Annotated in this window: 14 protein-coding genes; 5 read left to right on the top strand and 9 right to left on the bottom strand. The window is 47.3% G+C overall.

The features are described from left to right. Positions 1-43 precede the first annotated feature (43 nt). The 3 genes from ACUZ8J_RS11470 to hrpA all read left to right on the top strand — a co-directional run bounded on the left by ACUZ8J_RS11470 (position 44) and on the right by hrpA (position 5,753). The gene (locus ACUZ8J_RS11470) at positions 44-1,075 is read left to right on the top strand and encodes an isoaspartyl peptidase/L-asparaginase family protein (RefSeq protein ID WP_086903498.1); all 1,032 of its coding nucleotides are present in this window, start codon (positions 44-46) and stop codon (positions 1,073-1,075) included. Positions 1,076-1,326: 251 nt separating this feature from the next. Further along, positions 1,327-1,743, top strand: coding sequence for a CBS domain-containing protein (locus ACUZ8J_RS11465; RefSeq protein WP_011716896.1), 417 nt, complete (start codon positions 1,327-1,329; stop codon positions 1,741-1,743). A gap of 128 nt (positions 1,744-1,871) precedes the next feature. Next, positions 1,872-5,753 (top strand): ATP-dependent RNA helicase HrpA, encoded by a 3,882-nt coding sequence (gene hrpA / locus ACUZ8J_RS11460; protein WP_446693890.1) that lies wholly within the window; start codon positions 1,872-1,874, stop codon positions 5,751-5,753. Positions 5,754-6,142: 389 nt separating this feature from the next. Here hrpA and nrdD read toward each other — a convergent pair whose 3' ends face one another. The 9 genes from nrdD to ACUZ8J_RS11415 form a co-directional block, all read right to left on the bottom strand. Beyond that, positions 6,143-7,960, bottom strand: coding sequence for an anaerobic ribonucleoside-triphosphate reductase (gene nrdD / locus ACUZ8J_RS11455; protein ID WP_257748510.1), 1,818 nt, complete (start codon positions 7,958-7,960; stop codon positions 6,143-6,145). 1 nt (position 7,961) lies between these two features. After that, positions 7,962-8,426, bottom strand: a complete 465-nt coding sequence (nrdG, locus tag ACUZ8J_RS11450; protein WP_257748509.1) for an anaerobic ribonucleoside-triphosphate reductase activating protein — start codon at positions 8,424-8,426, stop codon at positions 7,962-7,964. A 155-nt stretch (positions 8,427-8,581) separates the two neighbouring features. Then, on the bottom strand, positions 8,582-8,968 hold the full coding sequence (locus ACUZ8J_RS11445; RefSeq protein WP_257748508.1) for a putative zinc-binding protein: 387 nt from the start codon (positions 8,966-8,968) through the stop codon (positions 8,582-8,584). Between the two features lie 80 nt (positions 8,969-9,048). After that, positions 9,049-11,712 carry a nitrate/nitrite transporter gene (locus ACUZ8J_RS11440; RefSeq protein WP_257748507.1) on the bottom strand — a complete coding sequence of 888 codons (2,664 nt, stop codon included), beginning with the start codon at positions 11,710-11,712 and terminating at the stop codon, positions 9,049-9,051. Positions 11,713-11,766: 54 nt separating this feature from the next. Continuing rightward, positions 11,767-12,528 (bottom strand): peptidylprolyl isomerase, encoded by a 762-nt coding sequence (locus ACUZ8J_RS11435; RefSeq protein ID WP_257748506.1) that lies wholly within the window; start codon positions 12,526-12,528, stop codon positions 11,767-11,769. A gap of 75 nt (positions 12,529-12,603) precedes the next feature. After that, positions 12,604-13,293 (bottom strand): respiratory nitrate reductase subunit gamma, encoded by a 690-nt coding sequence (narI, locus tag ACUZ8J_RS11430; protein ID WP_208658856.1) that lies wholly within the window; start codon positions 13,291-13,293, stop codon positions 12,604-12,606. 11 nt (positions 13,294-13,304) lie between these two features. After that, entirely contained in the window at positions 13,305-14,024 is a 720-nt protein-coding gene (gene narJ, locus ACUZ8J_RS11425) for a nitrate reductase molybdenum cofactor assembly chaperone (RefSeq protein WP_208658854.1), read from the bottom strand. Between the two features lie 2 nt (positions 14,025-14,026). Further along, on the bottom strand, positions 14,027-15,562 hold the full coding sequence (narH, locus tag ACUZ8J_RS11420; RefSeq protein WP_208658852.1) for a nitrate reductase subunit beta: 1,536 nt from the start codon (positions 15,560-15,562) through the stop codon (positions 14,027-14,029). Positions 15,563-15,583: 21 nt separating this feature from the next. Further along, positions 15,584-19,300 (bottom strand): nitrate reductase subunit alpha, encoded by a 3,717-nt coding sequence (locus tag ACUZ8J_RS11415; protein ID WP_446693889.1) that lies wholly within the window; start codon positions 19,298-19,300, stop codon positions 15,584-15,586. Positions 19,301-19,927: 627 nt separating this feature from the next. Here ACUZ8J_RS11415 and ACUZ8J_RS11410 point away from each other — a divergent pair. Next, complete coding sequence (locus tag ACUZ8J_RS11410) at positions 19,928-20,098, top strand: periplasmic nitrate reductase, NapE protein (RefSeq protein ID WP_278892370.1); 171 nt, start codon at positions 19,928-19,930, stop codon at positions 20,096-20,098. A 43-nt stretch (positions 20,099-20,141) separates the two neighbouring features. Then, the gene (locus ACUZ8J_RS11405) at positions 20,142-20,399 is read left to right on the top strand and encodes a chaperone NapD (RefSeq protein WP_007648114.1); all 258 of its coding nucleotides are present in this window, start codon (positions 20,142-20,144) and stop codon (positions 20,397-20,399) included. Positions 20,400-20,401 lie beyond the last annotated feature (2 nt).

The raw sequence follows: 20,401 nt of genomic DNA, 5'->3' as shown, positions 1-20,401 counted from the left end.
GAAATGGTTACAAAGGACGTTACTGTTTAAGGGGATGTAAATAATGAAAATAAAATTAGCCACCTTTAGTTTAATTCTCTCGAGTGCACTTTTTATGTCACAAAATACCCAAGCGAATGAAAAACCTTTTGCCATTGCGATCCACGGTGGCGCTGGCACGATTTCTAAGGCCAACCTCACGCCAGAGCTGCGTCAGGCCTATAAAGACAAGCTTAAAGAGGCCGTCGATAAAGGCTCAAAAGTGCTCGAGCAGGGCGGTGATAGCTTAGTTGCGGTGCAAACCGCTATCAATGTATTAGAAAACAGCCCGCTGTTTAACGCCGGTGTCGGTTCGGTTTACACCTATGATGGCGGCCACGAGTTAGATGCGTCGATTATGGATGGTAAAACCATGAATGCGGGCGCCGTAGCGGGCGTGCGCCATATCGCTAATCCCATTGATTTGGCCTTAGCCGTGATGAATAAGTCCGAGCATGTCATGCTGTCGGGCGCAGGCGCCGAGGAGTTTGCCTTAACCCAAGGTTTTAAACTGGTACCTAACAGCCATTTCGATAGCGATGCCCGTTATCAGCAATTACTCGATGCCAGACAAAAACTGCAGGCGGCTGAAAAATCAGATCAAATTGCGGGTATTGAGATGAAAGATCTCGATTATAAATTTGGTACCGTTGGTGCTGTCGCCTTAGATAAAAATGGCAACTTAGCGGCGGGCACTTCTACTGGCGGTATGACGGCCAAGCGTTTTGGTCGCATTGGTGACTCGCCCGTGATTGGGGCTGGCACCTATGCTGAAAACGGCGTTTGCGCTGTGTCGGCCACGGGCCACGGCGAGTTTTTTATTCGCTACCAAGTGGCGGGCGATATCTGCGCTAAGGTGAAATACCAGCAAAAATCCATTATTCAAGCGGCAGATGAAGTGATTAATCAACGCCTTATCACCGCTGGTGGCTCTGGTGGTGTGATAGCTGTCGACCACAGGGGCAATATTGCCACGCCATTTAACACCGAAGGCATGTACCGCGCTACTCGTAGTAATGGCGAGCCTGCCCAAGTGATGATTTGGCAGGACCAATAAGGATACCGCCTATTGCCTTAGCGTGTGCTTAACATGCGCCAAGGCAATACCTCTAAGCCATCCCTTTCAAAATGGCGTTTGTAGGCCCAATGTTATCCCTCTAAATCACCGCTTTTATCCGCCCAATTTCCTTCCCGCTGAGTAAATAGATAAGTCCAATCGATATTAATCGCTTACCACTTGCGAGATTTTGACTAGACTCAAAGCGTAAGCCGAGTTGAGTTAGTAAAGGATAGATTGGGGAGATTGCTATGGATTCAATAAAAATACGCGACCATATGGATCGTCAACCCGTATTGCTACGCGCCAATATGTCGCTGGCCACTGCGGTTGAAAAACTGTTAGACAATAACAAGATGGGTGCCGCCGTCGTGGATGATAACGGCGATTTAGTGGGCTTTTTATCCCAGCAAGATTGTTTAGCCGTGATGCTAAAGAGCAGTTATCACTGTGATATGACCTCAGTGGTAAAAGATTGCATGCGCACCGAAGTCTTGTATGTCGGTCCCGATGACAGCATTTTGCAATTAGCAGAGCAAATGCTTGGCTCTAAACCTAAGATTTATCCTGTGGTCGAGCAGGGCAAAGTCGTCGGCACCATTAACCGCACGAATGTGCTGCGCGCCATGAATGTGTATATGCAGCAATGTTACTTAGCACCCGCCTAAGCTCTAAGCGCTAAGCCTTTCAAAAGGTGATTAATTTGCCTATTTTTCATCCTTTTGAGGCCAAATTAGTCGTACCAATACGTCCCGTTCCTTGCTAGGATCGCTGTTTTCGATGCTAGCAATGGAATTTGGTTTTGAACTCTGACAAACATCCGCTATCGAGCGACTTTCTCAAGCAGTGCTTTCAAAGTGATGCCTCGCGGATCCGCCGCCGTTTATTTAAGCTCAATAAAGAAGCCGATTCTGATAAGAAAACCCAAGAGTTAGCCAAACTTGCAGAGCAGGCGCAAGCAGCGTTCGAAAAGGTCGAGCAGCGCCTTAAGGCGCGCCCTAAAATCCAATATCCAGATAATCTGCCCGTTAGCGGCATGCGCGAAGAGATCGCTAAAGCCATCAGTGAAAACCAAGTGGTGATCATTGCGGGTGAAACCGGTTCGGGTAAAACCACTCAGCTCCCGAAAATCTGTTTAGAACTGGGCCTTGGTAGTCGCGGCTTTATTGGCCATACCCAACCGCGGCGTTTAGCGGCGCGCAGCGTGGCGACACGTGTTGCTGAAGAATTACAAAGTCCGCTCGGCGAAGTGGTGGGCTTTAAGGTGCGTTTTGCCGATGCCTTAAAGAGTGAATCCTATATCAAGCTGATGACTGACGGGATTTTACTGGCGGAGCTCACCTCGGATCGCTATTTAGATCAATACGATACTATCATCATCGACGAGGCACACGAGCGCAGCCTCAACATCGATTTTATCTTGGGTTACCTCAAGCAAATTCTGAAAAAACGCCCCGATCTTAAGATTATCATCACCTCGGCGACTATCGATGTTGAGCGTTTTTCTAAGCATTTCAATAATGCTCCTATTATCGAAGTCTCTGGCCGGACGTATCCGGTGGAAACCCGTTATCGCCCGTTAGTGCAAGATACCGAAGCGGATCTCGACCAAATCGAAGGGATTTTTGCTGCCGTTGACGAATTAGTCGCCGAAGGCTTGGGCGATATTCTGATCTTTATGAACGGCGAGCGGGAAATTCGTGATACCGCCGAGCAGCTTAACCGTCGCAATTACCGCGATACCGAGATTTTGCCGTTATATGCGCGCCTCTCCTATGGCGAGCAATCCAAGGTATTCAGCAGCCATACTGGGCGTCGCATCGTGCTTGCCACTAACGTGGCGGAAACGTCGCTCACCGTCCCTGGTATTCGTTATGTTATTGACCCAGGGACTGCGCGGATCAGCCGTTACAGTTATCGCACTAAGGTGCAGCGCCTGCCCATCGAGCCCATTTCACAGGCCAGTGCCAATCAGCGTCAAGGCCGCTGCGGCCGTGTTGGCCCGGGTATTTGTATTCGTTTATACGATGAGGCGGATTTTAACAGTCGTCCCGCGTTTACCGATCCCGAAATCCTACGCACCAACTTAGCCTCGGTGATTTTGCAGATGCTCGCCATCGGCCTTGGCGATATTGCGGCGTTCCCCTTTATTGAGCCGCCCGATCCGCGCCATATTCGCGATGGCTTCTTACTGCTTGAGGAATTACAAGCCGTTAAGCAGCAGAAGGGCAATATAGTGTTAACGCCGCTTGGGCGTCAGCTATCGCAGATCCCGGTGGATCCGCGTTTAGCGCGTATGGTGGTGGAGAGTCATCAGCTGGGCTGTTTGCAGGAAGTGCTAGTGATCGCTGCGGGTCTGTCGATTCAAGATCCCCGCGAGCGTCCCATGGATAAAAAGCAGGCGTCCGATGAGGCCCATCGCCGTTTTGCCGATCCCCATTCAGATTTTGTCAGTTGGGTGAACCTATGGCAGCACTTAAAAGAGCAGCAAAAGGAATTATCCGCCAGCCAGTTCCGTAAAAAATGCCGCGACGAGTACTTAGCCTACCTGCGTGTGCGTGAATGGCAGGATTTATATACTCAGCTAAAACAAGCGGTTCACGATTTAAAGTGGCGCTTAAACGAGACGCCAGCCAACTACGATGCGCTGCACCGTGCGTTGTTATCGGGTTTGCTGAGTCATATCGGCTTTAAGGATAATAACAACGAATACTTAGGCGCGCGCAATCGTAAGTTTTTTGTGTTCCCAGGTTCACCGCTGGCGAAAAAAGGCCCGAAATGGATCATGGCGGCGGAGCTGACCGAAACCTCTAAGCTATTTGCCCGCTGCTGCGCCAAAATTGAGCCTGAGTGGCTTGAGCCGTTAGCGGCGCATCTGATTAAAAAGAATCACTTAGAGCCGCATTTTGAGGCAAAACAGGGCAGTGTGATTGCCTTTGAAAACCAAGTACTCTACGGTTTGATCGTGGTGCATCGCCGCCGCGTGCAATATGGGCCGATTAATCCTGTTGAAGCGCGCGAAATCTTTATCCGTAGCGCGCTCGCCGAAGGGCAATTACAGACCAAAGAAGCCTTCTTTATCGCTAACCAAAAGTTATTAGAGGATGTCGAAGCGCTCGAGCACAAGTCCCGTCGCCGCGATATTTTGGTTGATGAACAAGTGTTGATGGACTTTTACGAGCCGCGCATTCCCGAAGGCATCTATAACGCGCCTAAGTTCTTTAGCTGGTGGAAGGAAGCGCGCCGAACTCAGCCCGATTTACTCGATTTTAATAAGTCGCTATTGATGCAGCGCAGTGCCGATCACATATCGGCGCTCGATTTCCCCGACACTTGGCATAAGGGCAATATTCGCTTGCAACTGAGTTATCACTTTGATCCTGCGGCGAGTGATGATGGCGTTTCTGTGCATATTCCAGTGGCACTACTCAATCAAATCGATGATACGGATTTCGATTGGCTGGTGGCGGGGATGCGTGAGGAGAAATGCGTCGCCCTGATTAAGTCTTTGCCTAAAGGACTAAGACGTAACTTTGTGCCTGCGCCCGATTATGCCCGAGCCTGCGTGCAAGCAATGCAGCCCTTTAGCGCCAGTTTACTCGACGCCATGTGCAAACAGCTTTTGCGTATGAGTGGTACGCGCGTCAATCCCGAAGATTTTGATGTTTCGCAGATGCCTGCGCATTTGCAGATGAACTTTAAGATTGAGGACGATAAGGGCAAGTTAGTTGCACAGGGGCGGGTACTCGATACCTTAAAGGCCGAGTTACAGGGCGTGGTTGCTAAGGCGATTCGTCAAGTAGCGGATAAGGGCATTGAGAAAGAAGCGCTCACCGAGTGGTCCTTTGGCGACTTACCGAAACAATTTGAACAGCGTAAGGGCAACTATCAAGTACGGGCTTTCCCTGCACTGATTGACAATAAAGACTCAGTTGCCATCAAATTATTTGATGATGAGTTTGAGGCGCTGGCGGCGCATCGTCAAGGTCTACGCCGTCTGCTGTTACTCAATATTCCATCGCCGGTAAAACACCTGCAACAGGCTCTGCCGAACAAGGCAAAGCTGGCAATGTATTTCAATCCATTTGGCCAAGTGCAAATTCTGATTGATGACATCATTGCCGCAGCGGTGCAGCAGTTGCTTGATGAGAAAGCGCTGGATGTGCGCGATGCTGCTCAGTTCGAACAGGCCAAGGATTGGGTGCGCCAAGAGCTGAATCCAACGGCTGAGCAAATTGCCCTAAAAGTGGAGCAAATACTGACGCTCTATCAAGGCATTAAAAAGCGAACTAAGGGCAAAATTAGCTTAGATATCGCTTTTGCGATGAGTGATATTCAAAGCCAATTAGACCAATTAGTGTTTAAGGGATTCGTCGAAGCCTGCGGTTGGAAGCGTTTAGCCGATGTGGCGCGTTACTTAAAGGCGATTGAAATCCGGATCGATAAATTACCTGTGGATCCGACCCGTGACCGCTTGCATATGCAGAGTATCACTAAGGTGCAGGAGGCCTTAGCGGCGCAACTTGCTAAGGTGCCACGCTCGCAGCCTACACCAGCGGCACTGATAGAAGCGCGCTGGATGATTGAAGAGTACCGGGTGTCATGCTTTGCACAAGCCCTAGGAACGGCTTATCCCATCTCGGAAAAGCGGATCTTAAATCATATTCAACAAGCCTAATTATTTACTGTGATACTGAGCCATCAAGTAGTGGTTCTACAGTTTCCCTCAAAATACGCACATATCTATTTTGAGGGAAACTGTCATTTTGTTTTATATTCGGCTACAGAACTGTGCAGATTTGTAGATTAGTGGATTGAATTAATATCAAGAGGTTAGCTAACCTGAGCTCAGGATAAGCAGAGCCGCTGAATAGGCATCTTTTCGGGCCTATCTGCGTTGCTCTGTCTAACCATAGCTCGCTATGGCGTACGACAGGGCGCATTGATATGCGCAAAAATCTGCGCATTCGGTCAGAAAAAGATTTTTCTTTTTAAAATAATCATTTATGGCAATGATTTAGTTTGTTAAATTTAGATTTTTTCGACACTCGTTACCCTGAGTTCAGGTTAGCTAATATCTAATGGTTTTTTATCTGTTTGCTGCTGTTTATTCTTTTTGTGATAGTAGCGTAGGTCGTGTTCGTTGCGGCGACCTTCACTAAACGCCGAAACCCGTTTTAAATAGCCAATCACCCGAGTGCCATAATCGATATTCTTTGAACCGCATTGGTGACAATATTGCTGGGTACGTTTATCGATATGCTGGCAATCATTACAAATGGTGATTTTCACATTGATGCAGAAATAATTACACCCTGTACGCGCAGCAATATTATATAAATTGATGTAGTTTTGTTCCGAGAGTTTTTCATCTAAATTGAGATGCAGTGCAGAGCCGCCATCTAAGTAGCGGGTCATTTGTTCGCCGTGTAAGATAAATTTGTCGAGATAATTGATATCGCCATCTTCAACGGGATAGAAATAACTGTTGTAACAATTTCTTGAGACACGATAGCCGTCTTTTTTATCCCACCGGGCATTTTTTATCCCTAAATTCTCGGCGGGAACAAATTCGGTATTAAACTTATAACCCCATTGATCTGTTGCCTGTCTGTTAGCAGCGTAAATTATCTTTAAGTTATCCTCGATAAAAGACTGATATTCTGTATTGGTATTGGCCGTTAAGCCTAAATATTCGGCGGCCTCGACCATACCGTTAATGCCTATGGTTAGAAATTGTTTGTCGAGGGAGATAAACCCCGCGTCATACACAGGCAGCATGCCATTTGCTAAATGATCTTCCATCAATTTTCGATAGGCGATTTGGTATTGTTGAACTTTGACTATTTCAGTGTGCAAGTCCCGTTTATCTTGAATTAATCTATTCATATTAACGGTGATCACATTGATTGACCCCGTTGCGACGCCTCCCGCGCCTAGACTGTAGGAGAATGAGTGATCGCTGATCTCATTACGTAGCCGGCAACAGGAGGCTAGAGAGTCCGCATTCTGTGATTGATATACAAAGAACGCACCACCTTCACTCATGTTTTTGGCACAGATCTGAGCAAAATCAGCATCTTTTACCTTACCCTGATCCGTGAGCATTGCGGCGGTGATCACCGGGAAGGTGAGTACCGCTTTGCTGCGCTCACGGTTAAACCAGTCCAAGAAAAAGGCTTGTAATTCACGGATGGAATGCCAGTCTGGCGCGGTAAAGTCGGGGAACACAAATTGACCAAACATGGCGTCAAAATAATGTTTATCATAAACGGAAATATTCCAGAAGACACTTTGATATCCCCTTGCCGCCGCGGGTTGATTTAATGCATAGACGACATGCTGAAGATGATTTTCTATCGCGTGTCTATGATCGTTAAGATAATGTTCGCCATAGTCTTTACGCGCAAAATAGTCGAAATAAATTAAAAATTCGACCGTTGCTATTGCGCCTGCAAATTGCGCACTGATAGCGAAGACTAAGTTAACAAAGCTGCCACAAAAGGATTCTAAGTGTTGAGGTGCCTTAGACTCTCCACCCAGTTGGGTTAGGCCATTTAATAAAAAGGGATACATTGAGATGGAAGCACAATAGGGTTTTAGGCTGGTTTCATCGTGCACGTATATTTCATGTTGGGTAATTTGCCGGATATATTCCTCAGCTAAGGCATCGCCAAAAAGATCGACAATTTTTTGTTTTACTAGGGCGCGATTAATGTCGATGAAATAGTCTTTCATTAACTCAGTTTCTAAGGTGGCGATGTTCTTGTGGGTCACATTCGCATTCGCGTCTAAGTTCGATGCATCGGCGGCATTATTGGCCTGTTGGTATTGTGCGATGAAAGCTATTTTTTGCTGCAACTGCTGAGGATTAAGTGATGGCATTTTATTGTTCCCTGAATTTAAAGTTGAGTAAATTCCCCGTTTTTAACTCGGTAAAACGCTGGTTTGTCGTTGATTTTTCTAGACCTCCCCGTGTCGGCTGCCAAGCCCCTGTTTTGAGATAATCCAGTTGCTGGACAATTTTGTGTGAGACTTTTTCTTTGCCTGTGTAGAGGCAGGTTTTAAGTCCCATTGTTTTGGCGATTAATAACTTTTCAATCAGTGCTTGGGGATTCCATTCTCCACCAAAAAATAAAATACAGCTCACAAGCCCCTGATAACGATGTAGATAACCCTCGAATGTCAACCTATTCAACTCAATGCCAATTTGTGGATCCCAGCTATCTTGGCTATGGCATCCTTGGCAGCGTAGCGGGCAGCCAGTAATGGTAAAGGCGAGTGCTACCTCATCGGGCACTTCTTGAAAACAGACCTGTGGTTGGAAGCTATTAAAGGTTAAGGTTCCCATATGTTGTGCTTAATTTTTATTTGGACACTATATATAGATTTATAGTAACCGGGACGTCAAATCTTGATTTGATCAAGATCAACTTTTTGTGCTTTGCGCCGGAGATTGAAATGGCAGGGAGAAGAGGGCGTGTTAGCAGCCCAAATGGCGGTAAATTAGTTCAGTTTAGAGGGAGACGTGTGCAGTGTTGTTTGATAGATATATTGTAATAAGCGGTAGCTATCTGCCAGATCACAATCTACTTGCTCTTGTTTTTTATAGCCTAATTGAGTGAGTTCGATATGCCATGTGGGGGTGATTTTTTGCAGTGCTAAGCTTTGCTTAACGCAATTAAGTTTGCAGCCATCCAGCGCCAATATGGGCCGTCCAGACTGAGCGAGTTTGACAATAGATTTAATATTTCCGCCCACTCCCGCAATACATGACATCTGCATCACACCTGTGCGGTCTAAGGTTAAGGCTACATCATTGGCTAATTGCGCCACATTCGAGCAACCTGAGCAGGCATAGACTAAGGGTTTATCGGTCGATAATGCTGACATTGTGCCACCTTTTTTAATCAGTTCATTTATCTTGTAGGCACACAGCATATACCGTGTGCCTACAATGAGTTAGCTAACGTTTAGCAAGTGATTTCCGCACGGGGACGGGCGTAAAACCACCAGGTTATCGCGACACAACTGGCATAAAATACAATGAATCCGTAGAGGGCGGTGTCTACCGCGCCAGTTAAACTCATCGATGTGCCATAGGCCTTAGGGATAAAAAATCCGCCATAGGCTGCGATTGCTGAAATAAATCCGAGTACCGCGGCGGATTCTCGGTTTCCTTCGATTTCAGCCTGTCTTTCCATGCCTTTACCGAGTGCCCTTTGTCTTAGTGTCAAGAACATCACTGGCACCATGCGGAAGGTGGAACCATTGCCTATACCTGTGGTGATAAATAACAGAACAAACATGGCGAAGAAGCCGAAGAAATTGCCACTTTCACCCGAGTTGGGTAGGAAAAATAATACCCCACAGACCCCAATCGCCATAAAGAGAAAGTTGACTAAGGTTACCCTAGCGCCGCCGAAGATATCCGCCAGTTTACCGCCGACGGGTCTTGCCAGTGCCCCGGCAAGTGGGCCAATAAAGGCAAATTTTACTGGATCTACCCCAGGGAATAACATCCCAGAGAGTAAGGGGAAGCCCGCCGCAAAACCGATGAAACTGCCAAAGGTGCCCATATATAACCAGCACATAAGCCAAGTATGTCGGCGCTTAAATACCACGGCCTGTTCTTTAAAGGAAGATTTGGCATCGGTAATATCATTCATGCCAAACCAAGCGGCGATAGTGCAGATAATAATCAGCGGCACCCAGACAAAGGCCGCATTTTGCAACCAAATAGCCTGATTTTCACCATTTGCCATGACTTGCGTCAGCGGCGCACCCTCTAGGCCACCAAAGACGCTGGCAGAAATCACCAGAGGTGCAAAGAGTTGCATGCCCGAAACCCCTAAATTCCCCAGCCCGGCGTTTAGCCCCAATGCCGTCCCTTTTTCCGCCTTAGGATAAAAGAAACTGATGTTGGCCATACTTGAGGAGAAGTTTCCGCCGCCTAAACCACATAACAAGGCTAAGATCAGCATGATAAGGTAGGGCGTTTCGGTGTTTTGAAGGGCAAAGCCCATCCATAAACAGGGGATCAATAATGAGGCCGTCGACAGTGCCGTCCAGCGGCGACCACCAAATATAGGCACCATAAAACCATAGAAAATGCGCAGTGTGGCACCCGATAATGCAGGCAATGCCGCAAGCCAGAACAATTCATTCGGACTGTAGCTAAACCCGAGTTTGGGCATTTTGACGACCATAATGCTCCAAATAGACCAGACCGCAAAGGCGAGAAATAGGTTAGGAATAGAGATCCACAGATTACGTCTGGCGATTTTTTTCCCTTTGTTTTCCCAAAAGTCTTTATTCTCCGGTTGCCAATCGTGCAGCACAAAGGCATCGGGCGTGGCCATTTCAGGCAGGTTTTTAACGGTTTGGCCACTGGCCCACTCCATTCTTTCCGCTTTACGGATAGCAGAATGCATCCACGCAAGGGAGATGGCGCAGATGACGAACAGCAGCATAAAGCAGCTTTGCCAAATGCCAATCACATCATTGAGCATACCGAAGGTCAGCGGCAGTAAGAAACCACCAATACCACCCACCATACTTACCAGACCACCGACTACGCCGACGTTACCCGGAAAATAGGTAGGTATATGCTTGAATACTGCGGCTTTACCTAAGGACATAAAAAAGCCTAGGGTAAAGATAAAGAGCACAAAGACAGGTAAAGAAATGTGAAAATTAAATTCAAAAACCTGATTTACCCCAGTGACGTTGTAGTGGGTTGGCGGGTAACTCAGTAAAAAAGTGCACAGGGTACTGACCCCGAGCGTCCAATACATGATCCGGCGGGCGCCGTATTTATCAGACCAAAATCCCCCTAAAATCCTAAACAGTGATCCTGGAATAATATAAAGCGAGGTGAGGATACCCGCTGTGACCAGTGAAACGTCATACACATTGATCAGGTAATGGGGCAGCCAGAGGGCGAGGGCAACAAAGGCACCAAAAACGAAAAAGTAATATAAAGCAAAGCGCCAGATGCGAATATCATGCAGTAATGCCAATTGCTCACTGAATTTTGGCGGGGTGAAATTGCCTAGGCGACGGGGCTCGGTTTTTGAGAAAACAAAATAAAGGGTGGCAAAGATGGTAATGATCACACCATAGATTTGCGCCGTTTCTTGCCAGCTAAAATGGCCTAATAAAAAGGGGGCGCCAAAGGTGGTTAATGCTGCCCCCACATTACCAGCACCAAATATCCCGAGTGCCGCGCCCTGTTTTTGGGTTTCGAACCAGGCGGCGACGTAGGTCGCACCAACGATAAAGCCGCCCCCAGCAAGCCCGAGCCCAACCCCTGCGATCAGTAACATATTGTAGCTATCTGCGATGCTGAGCCAGTAAGCGGATATGGCGGCAAGGTACATTAAGGTACTAAAAACAATGCGTCCTCCCCATCGCTCGGTAAACATCCCGAGCAGAATACGGCTGAGGGAACCACTCAATATGGGAATGGCCATTAACAGCGCCATTTGTGTTTCTGTTAACGATAACTCTGCTTTAATTTGGATCCCTAAAATGGAGAAAATGGTCCAAATGGCAAAACAGAGTGTAAAGGCAATGGTCGTAAGCCATAGGGCTCGGTATTGCCCATTCCTTACGTTTAGTGCTTGGCTACTCATTTGAATACTCCGACATGACTAGCATTGTATTAAGTATCTAATTTTATTGTTTTATTAGAGAAGTGATTGTCGATTTGTGTCGAAGTCATAGCCATCAATCGTGGCGGCATCGATCAGGGTTTGAATATATTGGGCAATCGCTTTTTGACGGACTTTCTCATTCAAATATTGGCTAATTTTGGCTTTAACGGCTTCGATAGGTAGGGGTAATCCATCAATTTTATTTTTTATATTAACAACATGAAATCCATAACGACTTTCAATCGGGTAAGGCTGTAGGCCCGTTGTTGCACTGAGCAGTTGTCGTTCAAATTCTGGGACTGTTTGGCCACGGCTGAGTTGGCCTAAATTGCCGCCGATCGTTTTTGACGGGCAAACAGAAAACTGCTGGGCGAGGGTGGCAAAATCGGCCTGCTGTTTGAGTTGCTCTATGATTTGTTCGGCTAACAGCTTAGCTTCTACTCTGGCCTTGGCATCATCGGTTGCGGCGGCAATCAAGATATGATTGGCTTCGATTAGGGGAGATGTTTTAAAACGCTGTGGATTTTGCTGGAAATACTGTATGCACTCTTCTTCAGTCGCTTCTGGAATGATGACTTCACGTTCAATGAGTTGCTCGAGATAATCTTCCTTACCGCTGGTTTCGTCGAGGGATAAGGGCAGGGAGAGCGCCGCTGCACGTTGGCGCAATAACTCGCCAATCACTAAGCTTTGGGCCGCGTCTAACATGGCTTGTCTTTGGGTTGCTGCGGGGAAATATTGCATTTCCATCAGGACTTGTTCTTCGGTGATATCGGTGTGGTTGACTCGGATCATGTTGTTGTTCTCTACTTATGCAGATTCAGGCAAGGCGCTGTACCCTGGCATTGGGATGCCAGGGTACGTATTGAGTTAGCGACTCACTTTACGACGAACGATTTGGTGCTGACGGCCAAGATACTGCAGTGGTGCGCTGAGCATGTGCACCAGGCGGCTAAATGGGAAGACAACAAAGAGTGTCATACCAAGTATCACGTGCAGTTTAAAGATGATGTTGACATCATCAATCGCTTCAACCGCAGCCATGCTATTGAATGTCATGATATTTTGAGCCCACGACATTAATTTAAGCATTTCAGCGCCATCGAGGTGACCACTTGACACCAGAATCGAGATCAGCCCCAGGATAAGCTGAGCATATAACATCAATAAAATGATGATATCCATAGGCTTACTGGTCGCACGTATTCTTGGGTTATATAAACGGCGGCGGATCAGTATGGTTAATCCCGCAAAGCAAATTAACCCGAACAGACCACCAGCGCCCATAGCAAGGAGTTGTTTAAACTCAGTGCTCACGCCGAGGACATGCCAGACTGCCTTTGGGGTTAATAGACCCACAAAGTGGCCGAAGAAGATGCCGATAACCCCCAGATGAAACAACACACTGCCAAGGTGGAGCTGTCGTTTTTCCAGTAATTGACTCGAACTCGTCTTCCAAGTGTATTGCTCACGGTCGTAGCGTATCCAACTGCCGATAAACATCACCGCCATGGCGATATAGGGATAGATCCCGAAGGCAAAGATTGAAAAGTGACTCATTGATGCGCTCCTTACAGTCGTTCACTATTGCCGCTTGGGCGCAATAGTTCTGTGTTCAGTGGAATATGTTGATCCCGTCGTTGGGCTTCGGTCGGGCGCTGGGTGTTGCAACTGTTTTGGGCGTTATCCATAAAGTTGACCATTTCTTCTTCCCAGACCTTATCGAGCTCTTTGGGGGTGTTATCGGGCTTTTCGTCAACAATTTGCTCACGTAAGTCATCAAGATCTAAAGGGATCTCGGTTAAACTCAGCAGGGCATGGAACAAATCCGCATAGCTCGATTGGTGTTTTTCGAGCCTGCAAGCCAACAGAGCAAAAATATGAGCTACCTCTTCCAATCCATAACGACCATTTTCGCTGCCTTGGGTCGACATAAACTCAAGGTATAAGGGAATGTAGTCGGGCAGTTCTTTGGCACTAATATCGAGTCCAGCCTGATGATATTGGGCGAGCAGATTGACCATAGCTTGGCCCCTATCGCGGGACTCGCCATGGATGTGCTCAAATAACAGCATGGAGAGGGAGCGACCCCGTTCAAATAAACCGTCATATTCAGCTTGCCAGTCCATCAGATCGCTGTTGAAGCGTTGCTCAATAAATTGATTAACCGCGGCTTTATGCTGTGCATTAAGCTGTGATTGGTTAATCACCTGCACTAATTCGGCCCGAGCCTCAATCAGCTCGGGCTGCGGATAATCGAGTAACATTGAAATGACACTTAATATTTTCATCTTTACTTCTCCAGTGTCACAGGGATAACTTGGCGTACGCTTGCGGCTTTGGCGCCAAATAAGTTGACCCCATTGTTGCCATCGCCACAGCCATTACCGAAGCTAAAGCCACAGCTACTCTTCATATCGTAGGCATTTTCGGCATAGGCTTTATGGCTGGTTGGCACCACAAATCGGTCTTCATAATTGGCAATTGCCATGTAGCGATACATTTCTTCGACTTGAACTGGCGTGAGGCCGACTTGTTTTAACACCTCCAAGTCTTCCACTTTGTCGACCTGTTGTGCGCGTTTAAAGGCGCGCATTGCCAGCATGCGCTCGAGTGCCACTACTACAGGTTTTTCATCGCCAGCGGTTAATAGATTGGCGAGATAACGCAGTGGGATCCGCAATGATTTCAGATCGGGAATTTCACCGTTCATGCCAATATGGCCAGCTTCAGCCGCCGTTTGTATTGGTGACAATGGTGGCACATACCACACCATTGGAAGGGTGCGATACTCAGGGTGTAACGGCAGCGCGACTTTCCAATCGATCGCCATTTTATAGACGGGCGAGCGCTGGGCGGCGTTGATCCAATTATCACTGATCCCTTCCTTACGGGCGGCTTCAATCACCTTAGGATCGTTAGGATCGAGGAAGATATCTAATTGTGCTTTATAGAGATCTTTATCGTTTGGCGTGTTAGCGGCTGCTTCGATTTTGTCGGCATCGTAGAGCAATACCCCAAGGTAACGAATACGGCCTACGCAGGTCTCAGAACATACCGTTGGCTGCCCGGCTTCGATACGTGGGAAGCAGAAAGTACATTTTTCTGATTTGCCTGATTTCCAATTGAAGTAGATTTTCTTGTAGGGGCAGGCGGAAACACACATACGCCAGCCGCGACACTTATCTTGGTCAATGAGCACAATGCCATCTTCTTCACGCTTATAAATCGAGCCCGATGGGCAAGAGGCGACGCACGCTGGGTTTAAGCAGTGTTCGCACAGGCGTGGCAAATACATCATGAAGGTTTTTTCAAATTGACCGTAGATGTCTTTTTGCAGCACATTGTCAAAGTTTTTGTCTTTCTTACGTTTTTCAAACTCAGTACCGAGAATTTCTTCCCAGTTTGGACCCCAATCAATTTTTTCCATCCGCTGACCTGTGATCAGTGAACGTGGTCTGGCAACGGGTTGATGTTGGCTATCGGGCGCCGTGTGCAAATATTGGTAGTCAAAATCGAATGGCTCATAGTAGTCATCGATTTCCGGCAGATCCGGATTGGCGAAGATCTTGGCCAGTAATCGGACTTTTCCACCGATTTTGAGTTCTAACTTACCTGCAGAGTTACGCTTCCAGCCGCCATTCCATTTATCTTGGTTTTCCCATTCTTTAGGGAAACCAATACCCGGTTTGGTTTCGACGTTATTAAACCAAGCGTATTCAACCCCTTCGCGGGAGGTCCAAACGTTTTTACAAGTAATGGAGCAAGTGTGGCAACCGATACATTTATCGAGGTTGAGTACCATGCCTATTTGGGCTCTAACTTTCATAACTTATTCCTTGCTCAAATCTTATTTAGTGTCTAACCAGTCGACGTTGTGCATCTTACGTACAACAACAAATTCGTCGCGGTTACAACCGACAGTACCGTAGTAGTTAAAGCCATAGGCTTGTTGGGCATAGCCACCAATCATATGGGTAGGTTTCATCACGGCGCGGGTGACTGAGTTGTGGATCCCGCCACGGGTGCCGGTCATTTCTGAACCTGGTACGTTTACGATACGTTCTTGGGCGTGGTACATCATGCTCATGCCTTCGGGGACTCGCTGGGAGACCACGGCGCGGCAAGCAATCGCCCCGTTAACGTTGAAGACTTCAATCCAGTCGTTATCTTCGATACCGGCAATTTTGGCGTCGGTTTCGCTCATCCAGACGATGGGGCCACCGCGGGACAGGGTCAGCATCAACAGGTTGTCCGAGTAGGTGCTGTGGATACCCCATTTTTGGTGTGGCGTGATCCAGTTAAGGACGATTTCCTTATTGCCGTTGGGCTTTTTGTTTAGTACTGGAGCGACGGTTTTTAAGTTGATCGGCGGCTTATAGGTACAAAGCTGTTCACCAAAATCACGCATCCATTGGTGATCTTGATAAAACTGTTGGCGGCCAGTAATAGTGCGCCAAGGTATTTGCTCGTGTACGTTGGTGTAGCCCGCGTTATAGGACACATGTTCATCTTCTAAGCCAGACCAAGTGGGCGAGGAGATGATTTTCCGTGGTTGGGCGACAATATCGCGCCAGCGAATTTTTTCTTCTTCCTTGGGTTTGGCGAGATGGGTGTGATCTAAACCGGTAAATTCACCGAGTGCTTCCCAGGCTTTTACGGCAACATGGCCGTTGGTTTCTGGGGCGAGAGCTAGGATCATTTCACAGGCATCGATGGCGGTATCTAACTTAGCTAACCCTTTATTAACGCCTTCATCCGTATGGGTATAATTGAGTTGACGTAGGAGTTTGACTTCATCCTTAGTATCCCAACTAATGCCTTTGCCGCCGTTACCTATGTTTTCCAGTAATGGCCCTACCGAGGTAAAGCGGGCATAGGTATTAGGATAATCGCGCTCAACCATAGTCAAGTGCGGCATGGTTTTACCCGGAACAGGTTCACATTCACCTTTCCACCAGGCTTTCACATCATAGGGTTGGGCTAATTCTCCTGGGGTATCGTGGTGCATTGGGATAGTGACAAGATCTTGCTCTACACCTAAGTGGCCTTTACAGGCCTTAGAAAATGCCTTGGCAATACCCTTAAAGATGTCCCAATCCGAGCGAGCTTCCCACACAGGGTCAATAGCGGCCGAAAGAGGATGAATAAAGGGATGCATATCCGAGGTATTCATATCATCTTTTTCGTACCAAGTTGCAGTAGGTAAGACAATATCTGAATATAAACAAGTGGTTGACATACGGAAATCTAAGGTTACCCACAGATCAACTTTGCCTTCTGCACCTTGTTCTTTCCATTCAACGTCTTCAGGCTTATTACCGCCAAAATCACCCAGATCTTTACCGAGTAAGCCATGCTTAGTGCCGAGGAAATGGCGCAGCATATATTCATGGCCTTTGCCGGAGGAACCCAGCAGGTTAGAGCGCCAAATGAACATATTGCGTGGGAAGTTTTTCGGATCGTCGGGTTGTTCACAGGCAAATTTCAGATCGCCTGTTTTAAGCTGGGATACGACATATTGTTCAACCGTTTGGTTTGCCGCTTTTGCGCTGGCAGCGAGGTGCAGCGGGTTAGTGCCTAACTGTGGCGCTGAGGGTAACCAGCCCATACGTTCGGCGCGGCTGTTGAAATCGATAATGCTGCCACTCCAGTTTTCCTTAGGCGCAAGTGGCGAAATGATTTCGGACATGTTCAGTTTTTCGTAGCGCCATTGGCTGGAATGGTTATAGAAAAACGAAGTGCCGTTCATATGGCGGGGAGGGCGTTGCCAATCGAGAGCAAAGGCCAGTGGTGTCCAACCCGTTTGTGGGCGAAGTTTTTCTTGGCCGACATAGTGGGCCCAACCGCCGCCGGATTGACCGATACAGCCACACATCATCAGTATGTTGATCAGGCCGCGGTAGTTCATGTCCATGTGGTACCAGTGGTTAAGCGCGGCACCCACGATAACCATTGAACGTCCCTGGGTTTTATCGGCATTTCGAGCAAACTCAGTAGCGACACGGATCACATCGGCACGTTTCACGCCTGTGATCACTTCCTGCCACGCGGGAGTGTAGGGCACGTTGTCATCGTATGAGCTGGCGCGCTGGTCATCACCAATACCATTATCTACGCCATAGTGGGCCAACATAAGATCATATACAGTGGCCACTTTGGCTTGGCTGCCATTCGCCAGTTGTACCGTTTTAACGGGCACTTTGCGTAACTGGATGTCGCTGTGTTCAGTGTGTTGGAAATATTGATACTCGTGGGGCGCGCCGCCGAAGTAAGGGAAGGCAACTTGAGCAAATTCATCGCTTTGATCTTTAAGGGTCAATAGCACATCAATATCGCCATGGCGATCTTTCTGTTCTAAATTCCATTTGCCTTTTTCGCCCCAGCGGTAGCCGATAGAACCATTAGGGCTGGTCATTTTTCCTTGGCTATCAATTGCAATAGTTTTCCAATCAGGATTGTTTGTTTCGCCAAGATTATCAACAAGATCGGCGGCTCGCAGGAAGCGGCCACTGGTGAGGTGCCCATTGCTTTCTTCAAGCATGACTAAGATGGGCATATCGGTGTAATGTTTAACGTAATCAGTGAAATAGGTACTTGGGTTATTCACATGAAATTCTTGCAAAATCACATGGCCAAATGCCATCGCCAGCGCGGCATCTGTGCCTTGGCGTGGTGCTAGCCAAGTATCACCGAACTTAGAGGCTTCGGAATAATCCGAGGTGATAACGCAAGTTTTGGTGCCCTTGTAACGCACTTCACTCAGAAAGTGAGCATCGGGGGTACGGGTTTGAGGCACGTTTGAGCCCCAAACTATGATGTAGTTGGAGTTATACCAGTCGGCGGATTCTGGAACGTCAGTCTGCTCGCCCCAAACCTGCGGTGATGCTGGGGGTAAATCGCAATACCAATCATAGAAGCTAAGACAGTTAGCACCAATCAAGGACAGGTAACGGGCACCAGCCGCGTAGGACACCATAGACATCGCAGGGATAGGTGAAAAGCCTGCGATACGATCCGGACCATAGGCCTTAGTGGTGTACACGTTAGAGGCGGCAATGATCTCATTGACTTCATCCCAACTGGCACGAATAAATCCCCCTAAACCGCGGCGCTCTTTGTAGCTTTTTGCCTTAACTGGGTCATTAACAATCGAAGCCCAAGCATCGACGGGATCGGCATAGCGCTGCTTTGCCTCCCGCCAAAGTTTCATCAGTTGTTGGCGGATTTTTGGGTATTTCAGTCGGTTAGCGCTATAAATGTACCAAGAATAACTCGCGCCTCTTGGGCAGCCACGGGGCTCATGGTTGGGTAAATCGGGACGGGTGCGGGGATAATCGGTTTGTTGGGTTTCCCAGGTGACTAAGCCATTTTTGACATAGATTTTCCAGCTACAGGAACCGGTACAGTTAACGCCGTGGGTGGATCTCACAATTTTATCGTGCTGCCAGCGTTGTCGGTAACCCTGCTCCCAAGTTCTGTCTTGCTCAGTCGTAACGCCATGGCCGTTGGCAAACGGTTCCTGACGGGTCTTAAAAAAACGCAATTTATCGAGTAAGTGACTCATTTTATTAATAAACTCCTGATGCGATACTGCTCTCAACAGAGAATGCTAATTGACGCAAAAGCAATACTCGTTGCCTGACTCTATGGATAGATTTGGTGTTGGTTAGAAACCATTTCTAATTGTTTAATTTTTGTACTTTTTCTGGATGATTTTGGTTGGATTTGTGCACAAAGTCTTACATGGTTAAAATGGGGTGTTGTTGATCGCGATCAATAAATAATTGTTTTTGTGAATAATATCCCTTTGTGAGTATCGAGGGCGGATGTTATATTCATAGTGCAATTTCAGTAGCTTAGAAGGCTCGAATATCGACGCTTGTATAGATATTAATCATGGCCTTAATCGGTTGTTGGGTGGGAGGTGAGCGAGGTGGTTTTGCGTGAATGCCGTTTGTGGATCGAGATCACGCTTATAGGCAAATACCTACTTAGAGGAAGAGGCTTTTCACCTAAAGTCTCCTATGATGATAAAAGCTAAAACAATGTGACAAAAATGTGTTTGATTTTGTGCTTCAAAATTGGCTCGTGTTACATCGATTTTAAGGGGGATTTACGGTGGAACGAGACAGTTAAGTGGATCGCAGCCGCGTGGATAACAGCATGTTTATGCAGAAATTTGGGAGAGATTATGACAACTCAAACCAGTGATGAAGCAAGTGATAGTAAGCGCTTAGAATTAAAAATTTTCCTCTTTTTAACCGTGCTATTAGCACCGATATTGTCCGTATTACTGGTCAGTGGCCTAGGTTTTGCGATTTGGTTTAATCAAATTCTCACGGGTCCTCCTGGGGCTGGTTGAGTCAATACAAAATAATAACAACAGAATTAAAGCGGAGTGTCGGATGAGCAAAGAGCTGCATATCACCAGTTTAGTGGTGCAAGTATTGCCGCAGAAAATGGCAGACGTTAGGCAACACATTATGACGATTGAAAACGCCGAACTTTCCGTAAATAACGATGTGAAATTGGTCGTTGTACTTGAAGGCGATTCCCAACGCGCCTTGATGGACGGCATAGAAAAGATCAATGCCATTCCTGGCGTCCTATCCGCCACTATGGTTTACCACCAGAGTGAAACGCTCGAAGAGGGTGAAGAATGAAC

It is taken from the genome of Shewanella sp. Koi 1 (assembly GCF_052907445.1).
The sequence above is the reverse complement of the archived record's forward strand: the minus strand, read 5'-3'. Positions and strand labels throughout refer to the sequence as shown.

What these genes read in the sequence shown, in the direction of transcription:
- nrdD (WP_257748510.1), bottom strand. Translation starts at nt 7,960, where the DNA reads ATGCCATCACTTAATCCTCAGCAGTTGCAGCAAAAAATAGCTTTCATC.
- narI (WP_208658856.1), bottom strand. Translation starts at nt 13,293, where the DNA reads ATGAGTCACTTTTCAATCTTTGCCTTCGGGATCTATCCCTATATCGCC.
- ACUZ8J_RS11410 (WP_278892370.1), top strand. Translation starts at nt 19,928, where the DNA reads ATGACAACTCAAACCAGTGATGAAGCAAGTGATAGTAAGCGCTTAGAA.
- nrdG (WP_257748509.1), bottom strand. Translation starts at nt 8,426, where the DNA reads ATGGGAACCTTAACCTTTAATAGCTTCCAACCACAGGTCTGTTTTCAA.
- ACUZ8J_RS11405 (WP_007648114.1), top strand. Translation starts at nt 20,142, where the DNA reads ATGAGCAAAGAGCTGCATATCACCAGTTTAGTGGTGCAAGTATTGCCG.
- ACUZ8J_RS11445 (WP_257748508.1), bottom strand. Translation starts at nt 8,968, where the DNA reads ATGTCAGCATTATCGACCGATAAACCCTTAGTCTATGCCTGCTCAGGT.
- narJ (WP_208658854.1), bottom strand. Translation starts at nt 14,024, where the DNA reads ATGAAAATATTAAGTGTCATTTCAATGTTACTCGATTATCCGCAGCCC.
- narH (WP_208658852.1), bottom strand. Translation starts at nt 15,562, where the DNA reads ATGAAAGTTAGAGCCCAAATAGGCATGGTACTCAACCTCGATAAATGT.
- ACUZ8J_RS11470 (WP_086903498.1), top strand. Translation starts at nt 44, where the DNA reads ATGAAAATAAAATTAGCCACCTTTAGTTTAATTCTCTCGAGTGCACTT.
- ACUZ8J_RS11465 (WP_011716896.1), top strand. Translation starts at nt 1,327, where the DNA reads ATGGATTCAATAAAAATACGCGACCATATGGATCGTCAACCCGTATTG.
- ACUZ8J_RS11415 (WP_446693889.1), bottom strand. Translation starts at nt 19,300, where the DNA reads ATGAGTCACTTACTCGATAAATTGCGTTTTTTTAAGACCCGTCAGGAA.
- ACUZ8J_RS11440 (WP_257748507.1), bottom strand. Translation starts at nt 11,712, where the DNA reads ATGAGTAGCCAAGCACTAAACGTAAGGAATGGGCAATACCGAGCCCTA.
- ACUZ8J_RS11435 (WP_257748506.1), bottom strand. Translation starts at nt 12,528, where the DNA reads ATGATCCGAGTCAACCACACCGATATCACCGAAGAACAAGTCCTGATG.